Source organism: Aquirufa antheringensis, assembly GCF_023921165.1.
GTDB lineage: Bacteria > Bacteroidota > Bacteroidia > Cytophagales > Spirosomataceae > Aquirufa > Aquirufa antheringensis.
The window spans coordinates 421,400-437,395 of record NZ_CP049835.1; the positions used below are offsets into that span (position 1 = coordinate 421,400).

Below are 15,996 nucleotides of genomic sequence, written 5' to 3' on the forward strand. Positions count from 1 at the left end.
CCCACCTTTTTTATTTTCGCTTAAGTTTAAAAATGCCCTATGAAGCCTATTTACGTCTATTTAGTACTTGCTAGTACCTTTCTAGTTTTCTCTTGTAAAAACGCCACTACATTTGAGCTTTTATCCGGTGATGATACCGGTATTCATTTTTCAAACAAGATCGTGGAGAGCGACTCTTTGTCCATTTTGAAGTATGAATACCTCTACAACGGAAGCGGTGTGGGCATGGGAGATTTTAATAATGATGGACTTGTAGATATCATTTTCTCCGGTTCGCAAGCGAATGCATCCTTGTACATAAACAAGGGAGAAATGAAGTTCGAGGAGTTAGGTAAGGCGTCTGGTTTAGACACGAAAGACCGTTGGTGTTCAGGTGTTAGTTTAGTGGATATTAATGGTGATGGACTTTTAGATGTCTATGTTTCTGCCACGATGAAGAATGCAGAACGGGATCGTCAGAATATGCTTTTCGTTAACCAAGGAATTAAAGATGGCAAACCAAGTTTTAAAGAAATGGCTGCTGAGTATGGCATTAATGACAATGGCCATAGCGAGCACGCGGCTTTCTTTGATTATGATCGGGATGGGGATTTGGATTTATATGTTTTGACGGATGTAATTGATCAGGTTCCTTCTTTATATCGTCCTAAAGTGACGGATGGATCGTATCCAAATACGGATAGAATGTACCGCAATGATTGGTCGAAAGAGAAAAATCATCCGGTGTTTACCAATGTGTCGAAAGAGGCTGGAATTACCATTGAGGGATATGGTTTAGGAATAAATATCTGTGATATCAACCAAGACAATTGGCCAGATATTTATGTGACAAACGATTATGTGTCGGATGATATCTTATACATCAATAACCACGATGGGACATTTACGGATCAGGCCAAAGCGTATTTCAAACATACTAGTTTATCTGCGATGGGTAACGACGTGGCGGATATCAATAATGACGGGCGTCCGGATATCGTTGCTTTGGATATGTTGCCAAAGGATAATGAGCGTAAGAAGCAATTAGCTCCGCCTAATAGCTATCAGTCTTATCAAAACAGTGATTTACACGGCTATACCTACCAGTATATGCGCAATTCTTTGCAATTAAATGCGGGGAAAAAGGCAGATGGGTCGCCTGCCCCCTTCCAAGAAATGAGTTTGATGGCAGGAGTGGCGGAGACAGAGTGGAGCTGGTGTCCATCTTTAGCGGATTTTGATAACGATGGATTCCGAGACTTGATGATCACGAATGGTTTCCCCCGTGACGTGACAGATCGGGATTTTATGTTATACCGGGCGAACTCTGCACGATTAGCTTCTGATGCGATTCTTTTAGAACAAATGCCGGTGATTAAGGTGAATAACTATGCCTTTAAAAATAAGGGAGGAATGCATTTTGACGATGTGAGTGCGGCGTGGGGAATCCAGCGTCCTTCCTTCTCTAATGGAGCATCCTATGGCGATTTAGATAATGATGGTGACCTCGATTATGTGGTCAATAATATCAATGACGAGGCATTTGTTTATAAGAACAATACAGTAGAAACAAATGCGGACAAGGGGCATTTCCTTCGGGTTAAGTTCGAAGGGAAAGGTCAAAATACCCAAGGAATTGGAACGCGAATCGAGGGTGTTTATGCAGATGGAACGTATTTCTACTACGAGAATTCGCCTTATAGAGGTTATTTATCGAGTGTAGAAGCGGTGGCGCATATCGGTTTAGGGGCGAAGCAGAAGATTAAAGAATTGCGGGTTATTTGGCCAAATGATTCCATGCAGGTGATTACAAAGCCGGGGGTGGATCAAGTCTTGCAGGTGAAAATGGCCAATGCAAAGCAGCCTTATGTTTCACTGTACCAGCAGCAGGAGCCTTTGATGCAAGATGTGACGGATCAAATGCAATTGACTGATGTGCATAAGGAGTATGATTTCATTGACTTTAATTTCCAAAGTTTAACGCCATTCAAAATGTCTCAACTGGGTCCAGGGGCTTCGGTAGGTGATGTGAATGGAGATGGATTAGAGGATTTCTTTGTAGGAGGAGCGAAGTTTTATTCAGGTATTTTCTATTTACAACAACCGTCTGGGAAGTTTATAACCAAATTCCTAGAGGGGCTGGCAGAGAAAAAAGAGAAACTAGGGGAGGATTTAGGTTCGCTTTTAATTGACATGGATAAGGATGGGGATTTGGATTTATACATCGCTAGAGGAGGAACGGAGGGCCAAATAGGGGCTTCTAGCTTCCAAGATGTGGTGTATACCAATGATGGGAAAGGAAACTTCACTTTAGTCGTTTCAGCCTTGCCTAATTTCACAGAAAGTAATGCGGCCGTGAGAGCGGTGGATTTTGATAAAGATGGGGATTTAGATCTTTATGTGAGTGGTCGTAATGTGCCATTCTCTTATCCACAAGGAACACCATCGCGTTTATTACGCAATGATTCGAAAGTAGGATTGATTAAATATACCGATGTGACAGCTCAATGGGCGCCAGATTTGTTGAAGCCGGCGCTTGCTTGTGATGCGGTTTGGACCGATGTAAATAATGATGGCTGGTCTGATTTAGTAGTAGCGGGGGAGTTTATGCCTATTCAGATCTATCAAAATGCTAAAGGGCATTTAGTGAAATTAGAGAAGACAGGATTAGAGGAGATGACGGGACTTTGGGGTTCTGTGGCGGCTGCGGATTTTGACCAGGATGGAGATATGGATTTAGTGGCGGGAAATATGGGTAAGAATACGCTGTTGCGTGCGAATGCGAAGCAGCCTGTGGATGTTTTGCATGGGGACGTGGATGGAAATGGGGTATATGATGTATTTCCATTCGTTTATTTCCAAAGTGCGGCTGGAGTGCCGGTTTCTGCGCCTTTGTTTGGCAAGGATGACGTCCACAAACAACTGAATTCGACTCGTCAGCGCTGGGTTTATTACAAAGAGTATGGTAAGATTACCCAAGATGATTTTTTAACAGAGAAGGAGAAGGCTAAGGCGACTAAGTTATCTTTCACTGAAAATGCCTCGATGTATATCGAAAATCTAGGGGGTGGGCATTTTAAAGCGCAGGCTTTGCCAGATATGGCGCAGCTGTCTTCATTGAATGGTATGCAGATATTGGACGTGAATGCGGATGGTTATCTAGACATCTTATTCGTGGGTAATAACTTTGCGAATGAAGTGGCGATGGGTCGTTATGATGCATCCAATGGCGGGGTTCTTTTAGGCAATGGCAAAGGCTTTACTTATGCGCAGAATTCGGGGATGATGGTGCCTGCAGATGCAAAATCCCTAGTGGGTATTCAAGTAGGTTCAGAACTGGCGTTTATCGCTATGCAGAATAGAGGGCCGATGAAAGTATTTAAGCCGTTAGGTTCCTTCGAAAAAGCAGCGGTGAAACCAGGGCAATCATTTAGCTATACTTTCAAAGGTCGTAAGCAAAAGATGGATTGGAATTATGGCTCCTCTTATTTAAGCCAAAGTGCCAGCGCACAAGCATTCCTTCCTAAGGGAGCAAAACTGAATTAACGAATCGTATTTCTTAAGAGTCTAATCTGAAGGCCAGGTGTTAATTTAACGCCTGGCTTTGGTTTTCCAAATTGAAAATTTCCTAATAACAGGTCGATATCTCCATCTTTATCGAAATCTCCAGCATCCATGGCCATATACCTCGCGTCATCTGGCAGATTCAAATTACTCACTTGAAAGCGTAAGTTTCCTTGGTTTTGGAAATATAAAAAGGATTCGTTTTTCCCGTGGTCATTTTCTGGAAAAAAGGCGATCATCGCTAAATCGACATCCCCGTCTCCATCAAAATCACGTGCTAGTGTTTTAGTGGCACCATAGGCAGGATAAAAATAAGTCTCTTTGAAGTTATTCTTACCATCGTTTAAAAACAGATGGACACCATGGTAGGCCTTTTTCACAATAGAATTGTCCGCATTGTCTCCATTGGAAATGATAAGATCATCGAATCCATCTTTATTTACGTCTACTACATCCATGTAGCTACTACCCCAAACAACATCAAATTGTAGCAGTGGTTTCTCCACAAACATCCCATTTCCTTTGTTAATGAATAAGGAAACACCTTCATTCGCCTCTGCCATGAGGACTAAAATATCAGGTTTCCCATCTTTCGTATAATCAGTAATGTGGATATTTCTAGCCCCAGGTTGAGACTTCAAGATATGCCTTTCTTTCGTTTTTCCATCGACCCAAACTAATTGCCCCGCCTGAAACCCATATTCACAGATCAAAAAATCCATCGTGCCATCACCAGTAAAATCAGCTACTTGCATATCAACGGGACGCTTCAAACCATCGACTAATGGGACTAGTTTATTTTTGTGCTGCACTTCGTACAAGGCCCCTAATTTTTCATCGTTCGGTAGTATTTTTCCTACGCTTAACAGGTAATGGCTATTTTGTAGAAAGGCCGTATGGACGTTAGGACTAGGCGTGCGAAGCGTCGAATTGACCTGAAGTTTACTGTCTAGAATAAGCGTCTCATTGGTGTTCAGCCCTAACCAAGCTTCCGCTTTAGTGGGGTGTATTTTAACGGAAGTAACATGTCCTGCCTGCAGGGTTGAGGAAAGAAAGTCTTCTTGTTTAAAATGTAGCGGAGCCGTTAAAATAGGACTTTTGGTTTTTTGAGGAAGTGGATTTTCTGGGGCGTTCGTCACATAATAATCGACGATTGCTTGCCAATCTTCCACACTCATGGCTGGCGTATCCGGATAGATTTTCATCGCTACGGCTGTTTGGAATTGTTCCTCTGGAATTTGAGCAGCTAGTTCAAATTTATTACGCATTCCTAGCCGATAGGACATATCTACGAGCACTTTATCGTTCCAGGTTTTTTTGTCCAAAAGACTCGGATCTGGGAACTTGTGGCAAGAACTACAGTTTTCTTTGGCTAACTCTTCCCCTGTTTTTTTTGTGCTGCAGGCGAAGGTCAATAAGGCAATGAATACAATGGCTACAATTCTCATTCAGGTAAGGCGGTTGCGGTTGAGCTGTTGAGTGTGGAATCACCTCCGATTCCTCCTACACAGCTAAAGTCAAAGGCTAAGTTCTCCGGTTTGATAAAAGGCATTTTTTGGTAACCATCTAACGCGAGCGATCGGTCGCTGTAGACTTTTTCCATGAATTTCGTGAAGGCTGGCATCGCCATTTTAGCGCCCTGCCCTAGTTGAATGTTTCTGAAGTGAATGCTTCGGTCATCTCCGCCTACCCAAACGCCGGTGACTAATTTTTGGGTAACTCCCATAAACCAACCATCAGAGAAGTTCGAAGTGGTACCCGTTTTAGCACCAATTTCATTGCCTGCAGCGATGAAGCTGCGGTTCAGACCTTCCGCCGTTCCGCCTGGTTCGCGTACCGCGCCTTGCAACATAAAGGTCATCAGGTAAGCCGTTTCAGGTTTCATGACGGCTTTTGCGGTAGGAGAAAACTCGCGTAGCACGACTCCGTTTTTATCCGTAATTTTTAGGATGATGATTGGGTCAATTTTTTCACCTCCATTAGCGAAGGTACTGTAGGCAGATACTTGTTCGAAAACGGAAACTTCGGATGTGCCTAAACATAAGGATGGGCCTTCGTAAAGTGAGCTGTTAATCCCTGCTTTGTGGGCAAAGTCCGCAATTTTACTGGCGCCTAAGGATTTCATCAGTTTAGCTGAAATCGTGTTAATGGAGCGACCCATCGCCCGGCGAAGGGTTAAACTTTCGTAGCTGTATTTGCCATCGGAGTTTTGGGGAGTCCAGGTGTCGTTTGTTAATCCATCCTCTGTCCCAAAAGTCACCGGTTCATCCACGTATTTATCACACGGAGTGGCAATTTCGTTTTCGATCGCTGCCCCATAAACGAATGGTTTGAAGGTAGAGCCTGGCTGGCGCTTACTTTGGGCGATATGATCATACTTAAAATACTTGTAATTAATGCCGCCTATCCAGGCCTTCACGTGGCCATTCGTAGGATCCATGGACATCATTCCCACGTTTAGAATACGTTTGTAGTAGCGCATCGAGTCCAAAGGACTCAAGGTCGTGTCAATATCCCCGTGGTAAGAGAAAACGGTCATTTTGATAGGGCGATTTAGTTCTTCCCAAACCCGCATCTCATCATTATTATAGGCCTCCATCAAGTCGCGGTACCGTTGAGTCCGCTTCATAGCAGAAGAAATGAAGCCCTTGATTTCTTGCATCTTTTCGTTCACCCACGGATTTCTGCCAGCCCAATGCTGGTTGAACGTAATTTGCTGGGCCTTCATGTGCTCTTGCACTGCATCCTGTGCGTATTTCTGCATCCGTGAATCAATCGTTGTATGAATGCGCAATCCGCTGGTGTACAGATTTAATTGCTGGTCTTCAGGGCGGTCTTTGTTGATTTCTTGGATGATTCCCAAAATTTCTTTTCGAATCGACTCGCGCAAATAAGGCGCTGCCCCTGTATTTTGATTCTCTACTTTGTATTTCAAATTCAAAGGATCAGCCTTCATCTTTTCGGCATCCTCCTCTGTTAGGTATTCGTATTTGGCTAATTGACCTAGAACGGTATTGCGACGTGCCAAAGTGCGTTCTGGGCGAATACGGGGATCGTATAAAGATGGATTTTGTAGTAGTCCGATTAAGGTGGCGGCTTCCGGATAGGTGACTGTCTGCACATTTTTTTGGAAATAGGTTCTGCAGGCGACTTGAATACCATAGGCATTATTACCAAAGCTGACCTCATTCAAATACATCGCCAAAATCTCTTGCTTCGTGTAGCGACGCTCTAATTTGATGGCTAGAATCCATTCCTTGATTTTGGCAATCGCCGTCTTCAAACCTCCCACCTTCATCAGCAAGCCCATATAAATAGGATCGTCCTCCCCGTATTCTAACGAACGAGTATGGAATAGGTTCTTTGCTAATTGCTGGGAAATGGTACTACCTCCGCCGGATGTCCCAAAGGAAAATAAAACCCGCGCCATCGAGCGCACATCGATACCGGAGTGGCTGATAAATCGTGCATCCTCGGTTGCCATCAAGGTATTGATTAAAATAGGAGAAAGTTCTTCGAATTCGACCGGATTGCGGTTTTCTCTAAAGTATTTGCCTATCTCTTCTCCATCCTCAGAGATCAAGAGTGAGGCTTCCTGGCTCTTCGGATTTTCTAATTCCTGCAGGCTGGGCATTCCCCCAAAAAGCCATAAAAAATTATAATTCACCGCCGTAATAAACAAGATGGCAAATAGGAGTGTGCCTCCAAAGATCTTGTAGGCTAAGGTAATTTTATTCAATTTAGATTCCTTTTTAGGTTCTATCATTTGTTCATCAGCTTTAGCATTTCAGAGGCTTCTTTCGCCAGAGGGCTAGTAGAGAATAATTGGACAAATTCTTCCAATATTCGTTTCGCTTCCGCCGTCTCGTGTAATCCCGCTTTTGAAAGCGCCATTAAAAATACGATTTTATCTTCCAATTTGCTACCCGGGTAGTTTTGTTGGGCAAAAAGGCAAGCCTCGTAACTTGCTGCAAATTGGCCAGCTTCAAAACGCTCAAATGCTGCTTCATATTTCTTTTGCGCCAGTATTTCTTTGTTTTCAGCTAAGGTGCCGTTCTCTAATTTGAGAATCATGGTCTTAAAATAGCTACTCGGATAGCGTTCAACTAATTGGGAGCGGAAGCTGGTTTTTGTAGGACCCTCGTTGCTTAAATAGAGTACATACAAAGCTTCTGCTTCGTAGGTCGTGCTCGGATATTCTGCCAATAAGCGTTTGAGAGTCGTATTCGCTAATTCATTTTCACCTAATTCTAAGCGAGCTAATTTGCCTAATTTGAAGAGCGATTCTTCGATTATCTTCCTTGCTTTCAATTGAGCTGCCGGAGTCGATGGAATGGCTTTTAGCCAGTTTTCTTCGAGAATGCTTTCTTTACGGACGGTCTTTTCGGCTGTACTAGTACTCGAAACAGTCTGCGCCAGTGTCGTGTTTTTATTTTTCAGGTTCCAAAAATCTTCCAACGTTCGATTCCCCCAACGGTTACTAAATTCAATGGCTCCTTGAATGCGGGCTTGTTCGTTATTGAAATAGAAGTTTTGTTGATCCGCGTTAAAGGGGCGTCTGGTAAATATAGGGGCAGCTGTTTTTGTGATTACGGTTTTAACCGTGTCCTTTTGCTGTTTTAAATACAACTCATGCAAAGCTGCTGGACTTAGGTTTGCTAAGCGGAGCAAGGAATCTTGCAGACTAATTTGCTTTGCAAAGCCGCTGTAATTTCCCCAGGATTTTTTGAGTTTCTGGGCCTTTGTATAATCCGGATGGCTAGCAGCTAGATAAGTAGCTGCGCTATCGTAATAGTGCGCAGCTAAGTCGTAATCCTTCATTTGTTTCGCGAACAAGCTCCCTAATTGATAATACAATTCGCCCTTATTTGGATTATTTTCGCCGCCTTTTTCCCAATTTTCTTTGGCCTTTTTAAAGTCTTTTTTCCCGTAATAGTATTGCCCGATTTTTACGTAAATAAAAGATTTACTCTCCTCGTTTTTAGGGTCCTTCAGCATGTTGAGCAAGGCCTCTAGATTGCCTTCTTGCTGGTGGATAGCCAGGTTTGCCTGTAATTGTAAATCGTAACTCGGTTTATTGTTTAGGACACTTCGGTAGTTTTCTAAGGCTAAACTAGGCTGATTATTGTCGCTCAATAACTGCGCCATAATAAAGGAGATGCGCGCTTTTTCTTCGCCTTTTTTCAGGTAGCGCTGAGCCTCTTGTAAGACCGCGACGGCTTTGATGGGTTCATTAAGTAGCTGAAAGGAATAGGCTTTCAAGAGGAGAAATTGTTTTTTCTCGTTTGTATTCAAGGGAATTTCGCTCAGGAATTCTTCTATTTTTTCAGCAGAACTAAATTCCTGCTGTTGCAAATAGATTTCGTACAAGGCGAGTAAAGCCTCCGGTCTGATATCAAGAGAATTAACGTATTTATAGGTTTCGATGGCATTTTTTAGGTCATTTTGGTATAAACGACCACGGGCAATTAACAGGTAGGCGTCAATTATGAAATGAGAATTTTGGTGCCGGTCAATGACTAAAGAGGCCTTGCGAATTAATTCTTTAATTTCCTTTTCATTCCCTCGTTTAAAGCTTGAATCCCTGGGGATAATGATGGGCAAAATAGAGTTGTAGCTCTCTTTGCGTTCCGAGAAGTATTTTTTCTGAAGTTCTTTATCTAATCTAGAAGCCTGCCAAATCGCATTGTATTTCGCATTCACATTGTGAAAGGCAACGGCCATGGGCTTGTTGCTAAACTGTGAACAAGACCAAGTGCTGAGGGCTAGAAAAAGAATGACGAGACTCCGGTGCATAAGGTTCAAAAGAACAATTTTCAAATTTACGATTTATCTTCCCGAAAATTGGATAATTTTAGGTGAATATGAATTCTTACCAAAAATTCTTGGGCGCCGCATTTCAGATGCTCGTCACCATTGTAGCGGGCGTTTTTGCAGGCCGCTATTTAGACGCCTATTTTTTCACAGACAAGCCCTGGTTTACGATCATTTTCTCGCTGGGATCGATTGCCTTTGCGCTTTTGGCACTCATCAAAAGTCTTCCCAAATAGCGTTCGCAGAAGCGCAGATAATTCGTTATTTTTGTCATTAAAATCTTATTTCCTTGTTAAGTCAGCGGCGAAATTTCATCTTCTTGTTCTTCGGTATTGTGGGGCTCCTGTTCATTGGTAAATTATTTTACCTACAGGTGATCGATGATACCTATGAAAAAGCCGCAGATAATAACGCAATTCGCAAGATTATTCAGATTCCATTTAGGGGAGAAGTCTATGACCGCTACGGAAAATTAATTGTCTACAACACGCCAGTATACGATTTGTATATGATTCCCCGTAAGGCGGTGGTGAAGGATACGAATCATTTTTGCCGGGTTTTCGGTGTCACGAAAGAGTATTTTATCAAAACGACGCAGCGCGCTCGTGCCTATTCGCGCGTGAAACCGAGTCTGTTTTTAAAGCATTTGTCCAAGGAAGATTTTGCTAGCGTGCAAGATGCGATGGTGGATTTCCCAGGCTTCTTTTTTGAAACCAATGCCTTCCGCACCTATCAGTCGCGTTCCTTTTCGAATGCCTTAGGCTATGTAGCAGAAATTAGTCCCAATGCCCTAGTGGATCAAAGGGACGATTATTACCGTCAAGGTGACTATGTGGGAATTTCTGGAATTGAGTCATTCTACGAAGAAACTTTGCGCGGGCAACGCGGGGTGAAATACCGCATGGTGAATAGCAATGGGGTGGAGAAAGGCGATTATAAAAATGGCTCATTGAATATTAATCCGGTTTCGGGAAATAACTTGTACACCTCCATCGATCTGGCGATTCAAGAGTATGCGGATAGTTTGATGCAGCACAAGGTGGGTAGTTTAGTGGCGATTGAGCCTTCGACGGGGGAAATTTTGGCGATGGTTTCTGCCCCTTCTTACGATGCGAGTCAATTAACGGGGAATAATTTTTCCAAATACTACCAGCAGCTTGCTTTAGATCCCATGAAGCCCTTGCTGAACCGTCCGCCATCGGCTTATTATCGTCCGGGTTCTACCTTTAAATTAGTGCAAGCCCTGGTGGGACAGCAATTGGGATTTATAGGGCCAGGAACGGTGTTTTCCCACGCAGGGGCTCCAGTTAAATGCCACGGCCATGGACCGGTGGATTTGCGCGGGGCGATTCGGGTTTCGTGTAACCCCTATTTCTACCACGCCTTCCGTAAAATGATTTACGATAATACGACGGGTGATACCTACGAACGCTCCGCAAAAGGTTTGCAGCGTTGGTCAGATTTAGTCGCTAACTTCGGCTTTGGACGTAAACTAGGGGTAGATTTAGGGAATGAGAAGAAGGGGATTTTGCCCAATGTGGAATATTATAATTCCGTCTATAAAGGCGAAAAGATGTGGAAGTTCTCGAACATCTACTCGATTAGTATCGGAGAGGGCGAAATCGTGGTGAGTCCTTTAAAAATGGCCAATTTAGCGGCGATTATTGCGAACAGAGGTTGGTATATTCCGCCTCACGTGGTGAAAGGTGTGGGACTTCAGAAATCAATTGACCCATTCTACAAGACGCCGGTGAAGGTAGGGGTGGAATCAAAATATTTCAATGTCGTCATCGACGGAATGGAAGATGCGGTAACGCATGGAACGGTAGAGGCAGATGGTCGCATTCCGGATATCAAGATGGTGGGTAAGACGGGTACATCTCAAAACCAAAAAGGCAAAGATCACTCCATCTTCATCGCCTTCGCCCCACGTGATAACCCGAAGATTGCGATTGCGGTATTTGTGGAGAACGCCGGTTTTGGTGGGTCTGCCGCTGCACCAATTGCCTCTTTAGTGGTGGAAAAATACTTGAAACGGAAAGTTGACCGCAAGGCGGTGGAAACCAAGTTTATGAATATGAATTACCTGCCTAATGTGTATAGCGTAGTGCGTAAAAAGGCAGCTCCAGATTCCACGAAAAAATGACAGATTCGAATCACATACAAGGCCGGATTGACTGGATCACTGTGGGATTCTATGTCTTGTTCGTGGGCTTAGGCTGGTTGAATATCTATTCGGCCGTATACAGCCCGGATGCCCCTTTGGCCTTTTCTGATCCCGCTTTTTACAATTCCAATGCGGGTAAGCAACTCGTGTGGATCGCGACAAGCTTCGTATTAATCGTCTGTATTCTGGTGATTGATTTTCGTTTTTTCGAATCCTTCGCCCTCTTTATTTACCTCGGCTTATTGCTGCTGTTAATCGCCGTACCTTTTCTCGGGGTAACAATTAATGGATCCCATTCGTGGTTTAAATTCGGGTCTGTGACCATCCAACCGGCGGAGTTTGCGAAAACAGCCACGGCTTTGCTCCTCGCTAAATACTTGAATGATCCTTTAGTGAACCTAACTAAATTCCCTTTTCAATGGAAAGCAGCGCTCATTATCGGTATCCCGATGATATTAATCATCGGTTCCAATGAGACGGGTTCCGCCTTGGTATTCGCCTCGTTTATGATTTTGTTATACCGGGAAGGATTGCCGGGAGCTTATCCAGCCTTGTTTATTGGGGGCATTGTCTTGTTTGTATCTGCTCTTTTAGTCAAGGCTTGGGTGATTTTCTTAGTACTGTTGCTTATGGCAGGACTTTTAGTCTTGTTTATGCCCATCTACATGCAACGCGATCCTAAGACCTATTTGCGCCTTTCGGGCGCTATTGCCGGGATTATGACGCTGGCCTTATTAGTGGATTGGGTGGTGAATAATGTGTTGAAAGAGCACCAGCGAAATCGAATTCGTGTTTTAATTGATCCAGGTTTTGATCCCCGCGGTTTGGGTTATCAGGTGACGCAATCGAAGATTGCGATTGGTTCAGGGGGATTTTGGGGGAAAGGATTTTTAGGTGGTACGCAGACGAAATTCGATTTCGTTCCGGAGCAAAGCACGGATATGGTTTTTTGTACGATAGGGGAAGAGCACGGTTTTGTGGGTGTGATGTTGATGATCTTTTTCTTCTTGGGATTCCTGTGGCGATTGATGTATTTAGCGGATTTGCAGCGTTCTCGATTTGCCCGGGCCTATGGCTTCGGATTAGTAGGAATTCTGTTTTTTCACTTTTTAGTTAATATAGGGATGACGATCGGTTTGATGCCCATTATGGGGATCCCCTTGCCTTTCTTTAGTTACGGCGGGTCCTCTTTGTGGTCCTTCACTATTTTACTATTTATCTTTTTAAAGTTAGACTCTCACCGGTCTGATATGCTTTCTCGCTAGTATGGAAAACGATAAAATTTCTGCCAAAGCCAAAATGCTCATCGCCGTCGCCGCCCTCGGCTACTTCGTAGATGTGTATGACCTCATCTTGTTTTCTGTAGTCAGAAATCCTAGCTTGATGAGTTTAGGTTTGAAAGGGGATGAACTATTGAATCAAGGTTTAAACCTGATGAATGTGCAAATGGGTGGTATGTTGTTAGGCGGGATTTTGTGGGGTATTTATGGCGATAAAAAAGGCCGAAAGTCGGTTTTGTTCGGGTCCATCTTACTCTACTCAGCCGCTAATGCCTTGAATGGCTTAGTAACGGATTTAAACACGTATGCCCTTTTACGTTTTATCGCTGGGATAGGTTTAGCGGGGGAATTAGGCGCAGGGATTACCTTGGTGAATGAAACCTTACCGCCTTCTAAGCGAGGCATCGGGACTTTAATCATTGCTGGTGTGGGTGCGGCAGGAGCTGTATTTGCTCCCATTATTGCCGGTTTGAGTTCGGATCCTGAATGGTGGCGATCTTGCTATTTTATTGGTGGTGGAATGGGATTAGCCCTTCTGTTATTGCGCTTGGGGACTTTTGAATCTTCGATGTATACGGAGATGGATACAACGGTTAAAAGGGGCAATTTCTTTCAGCTCTTTTCGAATGGTGCTACCTTCAAGAAATACTTGTATTGCATTTTGATGGGCTTGCCCATCTGGTATATTATCGGAATTCTCGTTTTCTCGGCGCCAGAAATCTCCAAACTCATCGGTATCGACGGAAAAATTAGCGGAGGCGATGCGATTATGTTTTGCTATCTAGGACTTGCATTAGGAGACTTTGCCTCGGGTGCCTTAAGTCAGTGGCTGAAAAGCCGAGGAAAGGCGGTTTTAACGTATTTATTTATCGCGGTAGGCATTTGTGTGTATTACCTATTCGGAATGTCGAATATTACTACGACGCATGCCTATGTGATGATTACGCTGTTAGGCTTCTTTGGAGGCTATTGGGCGGTGTTTTTGACCTACTCTTCTGAGCAGTTTGGGACGAATGTGCGGATGACGGTGACGACGACGGTGCCTAATTTCGTGAGAGGCGCTTTGATTCCCATTTCCTTGCTCTTTCAATTTTTGATTCCATCGGTTGGCTTGATTCACGCTGCCGCTTATGTGGGAGTTTTATGCTTTACTTTGGCCATCTACTCTGTCATTCAGTTGAAAGAAACGTTCGGTAAATCCCTAGACTACACAGAATAATGGCGCTCATCTCGAAGAAGAAAAATCTGTATCGGATTAATCAGCAGCTGAGGAGGTATTTGCACAAATACAACCGGGAGCACGCGATGAATATCAGTTATGCGGATTTGTTGCGCTATGATAATGCGATCGTGCTGTATGATAAGAATGAGGTGGATACGCTTTGGGAGACCGTCTTTTATTCGCCAGGAGATCAGGAAGAGGTGTATGAGGCGTTGAAGCAGATCTACGCGGATTTAAAAACGGATGGGAATGAGGAGGTTATCAAGCACTTAGTGATCGATCGCGTGGATTATTGCACCTATGGCAATACACACCCTTTCCGGATTCGGATTGTGAACCGGGTGAATGATAACTTTGATTATTTCTACATTAAAATTGCGGATGCCTCTCGAGTGTATGGCCTAGAATTAGAGCATATTTTATCGCCAAATCGGATCAATTATGTCACCCATGAGAATACATTGGTCGAGGAGCACATTGCCGGTGTGCCTGGCGATGCCTTTTTAAAGCAAGATTTGGAGACGGATTTAGAGTCGCCTATTCGATTAGCCAAAGAGTTTGTGAAGTTCAACGAGCGCTGCCTTGTACAGCTCTTGGGCGATATGCACAGTGCGAACTTTGTGATTATTACGACGCCGGATTTTGAGGAGATTTATTACCGGATTCGTCCCATTGACTTTGATCAGCAGTGTTACGAAGGCAAGAAAACGGTCTATTTACCGCAATATTTCAAGCAAAATAATGCCCTGATTGAGCTAGGGATGAAGTATATGACGCCGGAATCGGTTTGGCAATACCAGATTGAAGAACGTTCGATGATTTCCTCTCGTCTGAAGTCAGAGAGTCAACGCGTGTACGATTTAATGAACGTGATGGCAAAAGATGAGATTGCGCCACCAGAAAACGTGGAGCAATTGAAAACAGAATTAGCGAAGCATTATGAAGATAATCGCTTTTTGAAGTGCCAAACGATGGGAGAGATCGTATGGTTAAGCCTTGAATTAGTGATGCGCCACTAATTACTTCTTAAAAATGGACCACATCATGAGTCCATATCCCATGAGGAAGCATAAGCCACCAATAGGAGCAACCGCCCCAAAAATTCCGAGGTTAGTCAAGCAGATCAAATACAAAGAACCCGGAAAAATAATGCAACCGGCAAAATGAAAATAGGCCGCTGTCTTCAGGTGTTTATTGCTAAAGTTCATTTGCCAAACTCCTAAGATCAACAACGTAATTCCTCCGTACATTTGGTAACGCGCTGCCGTTTCAAAAGTTTCTAGTCGATTAATCTCGCGTAAATAGTCCTTCCACGCGTGTGCCCCAAAAGCGCCTATGGCAACAGAAAGTCCAGCAATAAGTGAGCCGAAAAAGAGCGAGAATTTTTTCATGGAGGAGAGATAAAAAAAGGCCTTGTTTCCAAGGCCTTTCGATTAAGATGCTAAAGAAACTTTCAAATCGTTCAGCTTCCGCTTGATCGAATCATCGATCTGTTGGTCACCTACTTTCAAAATGAATCCACCGATCAGGCTTTCATCAATTTGTTCGATCAATTCTACTTCTTTACCTGTGTAGTCTTTAACGATTTTCGCTACTGTTGCTTTTTGATCTGCTGTTAAGCTAGATGCTGTAGTAACGGTTGCTTTTTGGATTCCTTTGTAATCCGTGTACATCGAGATAAATTCCTTTGCCACAGCAGGAAGAATCTTCTCGCGGTTTTTATTCGTGATGATCACGAAGATACCGTAGGTTACTGGATTGAATTTATCCTTAAATAGCTTCGCTAGGATAGCTAATTTCGTATAATGCTTAATGATTGGGCTCTTTAGCGCTAACACTAATTCGTGACTGGCGTCGCAGGTTTCTGCGAAATCTATCATGTCTTTAGCTACTGCCTCTACTGCGTTCTTTTCGATCGCGAAGTCTAGCAGGGATTTAGCGTAACGGTGAGCTACAATTAATTCTGACAT

The 15,996-nt window shown here is 43.6% G+C and carries 11 protein-coding genes; 6 read left to right on the forward strand and 5 right to left on the reverse strand.

Annotated elements, in window-relative coordinates; translation table 11 throughout:
* Nucleotides 1–39: 39 nt before the first annotated feature.
* Entirely contained in the window at nucleotides 40–3,525 is a 3,486-nt protein-coding gene (locus G9X63_RS01990; RefSeq protein WP_252623738.1) for a VCBS repeat-containing protein, read from the forward strand.
* Here the strand turns inward: G9X63_RS01990 and G9X63_RS01995 are convergent.
* The 3 genes from G9X63_RS01995 to porW are packed head-to-tail and all read right to left on the reverse strand — an operon-like array spanning nucleotide 3,522 to nucleotide 9,339.
* Nucleotides 3,522–4,991, reverse strand: coding sequence for an FG-GAP repeat domain-containing protein (locus G9X63_RS01995; protein ID WP_252623741.1), 1,470 nt, complete (start codon nucleotides 4,989–4,991; stop codon nucleotides 3,522–3,524). The two genes, G9X63_RS01990 and G9X63_RS01995, sit on opposite strands and share 4 nt — an antisense overlap.
* Nucleotides 4,988–7,309, reverse strand: a complete 2,322-nt coding sequence (locus G9X63_RS02000) for a penicillin-binding protein 1A (RefSeq protein WP_252623744.1) — start codon at nucleotides 7,307–7,309, stop codon at nucleotides 4,988–4,990. Before G9X63_RS02000 ends, G9X63_RS01995 begins: the two co-directional genes overlap by 4 nt.
* Nucleotides 7,306–9,339 carry a type IX secretion system periplasmic lipoprotein PorW/SprE gene (gene porW, locus G9X63_RS02005; RefSeq protein ID WP_252623747.1) on the reverse strand — a complete coding sequence of 678 codons (2,034 nt, stop codon included), beginning with the start codon at nucleotides 9,337–9,339 and terminating at the stop codon, nucleotides 7,306–7,308. The genes G9X63_RS02000 and porW overlap by 4 nt, the downstream gene beginning before the upstream one ends.
* Nucleotides 9,340–9,407: 68 nt before the next feature.
* Between porW and G9X63_RS02010 the strand changes: the two genes are divergently transcribed.
* Genes G9X63_RS02010 through G9X63_RS02030 form a run of 5 tightly spaced genes read left to right on the forward strand, consistent with a single transcriptional unit; the run spans nucleotide 9,408 to nucleotide 15,045 of the window.
* Entirely contained in the window at nucleotides 9,408–9,593 is a 186-nt protein-coding gene (locus tag G9X63_RS02010) for an AtpZ/AtpI family protein (RefSeq protein ID WP_130894941.1), read from the forward strand.
* Between the two features lie 53 nt (nucleotides 9,594–9,646).
* A complete protein-coding gene (locus tag G9X63_RS02015; protein WP_130922819.1) occupies nucleotides 9,647–11,503 on the forward strand; it encodes a penicillin-binding transpeptidase domain-containing protein in 1,857 nt (618 codons plus the stop codon).
* Nucleotides 11,500–12,789, forward strand: a complete 1,290-nt coding sequence (gene rodA, locus G9X63_RS02020; protein ID WP_252623750.1) for a rod shape-determining protein RodA — start codon at nucleotides 11,500–11,502, stop codon at nucleotides 12,787–12,789. Before G9X63_RS02015 ends, rodA begins: the two co-directional genes overlap by 4 nt.
* Nucleotide 12,790: 1 nt before the next feature.
* The gene (locus G9X63_RS02025; protein WP_252623752.1) at nucleotides 12,791–14,023 is read left to right on the forward strand and encodes an MFS transporter; all 1,233 of its coding nucleotides are present in this window, start codon (nucleotides 12,791–12,793) and stop codon (nucleotides 14,021–14,023) included.
* Nucleotides 14,023–15,045: a hypothetical protein gene (locus G9X63_RS02030; protein WP_130894945.1), complete on the forward strand. Its 1,023-nt coding sequence runs from the start codon at nucleotides 14,023–14,025 to the stop codon at nucleotides 15,043–15,045. Before G9X63_RS02025 ends, G9X63_RS02030 begins: the two co-directional genes overlap by 1 nt.
* Here the strand turns inward: G9X63_RS02030 and G9X63_RS02035 are convergent, their stop codons facing one another.
* Both G9X63_RS02035 and atpH read right to left on the reverse strand, forming a co-directional pair.
* Nucleotides 15,046–15,417 (reverse strand): DUF423 domain-containing protein, encoded by a 372-nt coding sequence (locus G9X63_RS02035; RefSeq protein WP_130922822.1) that lies wholly within the window; start codon nucleotides 15,415–15,417, stop codon nucleotides 15,046–15,048.
* Nucleotides 15,418–15,459: 42 nt separating this feature from the next.
* On the reverse strand, nucleotides 15,460–15,996 hold the full coding sequence (gene atpH / locus G9X63_RS02040) for an ATP synthase F1 subunit delta (protein WP_130894947.1): 537 nt from the start codon (nucleotides 15,994–15,996) through the stop codon (nucleotides 15,460–15,462).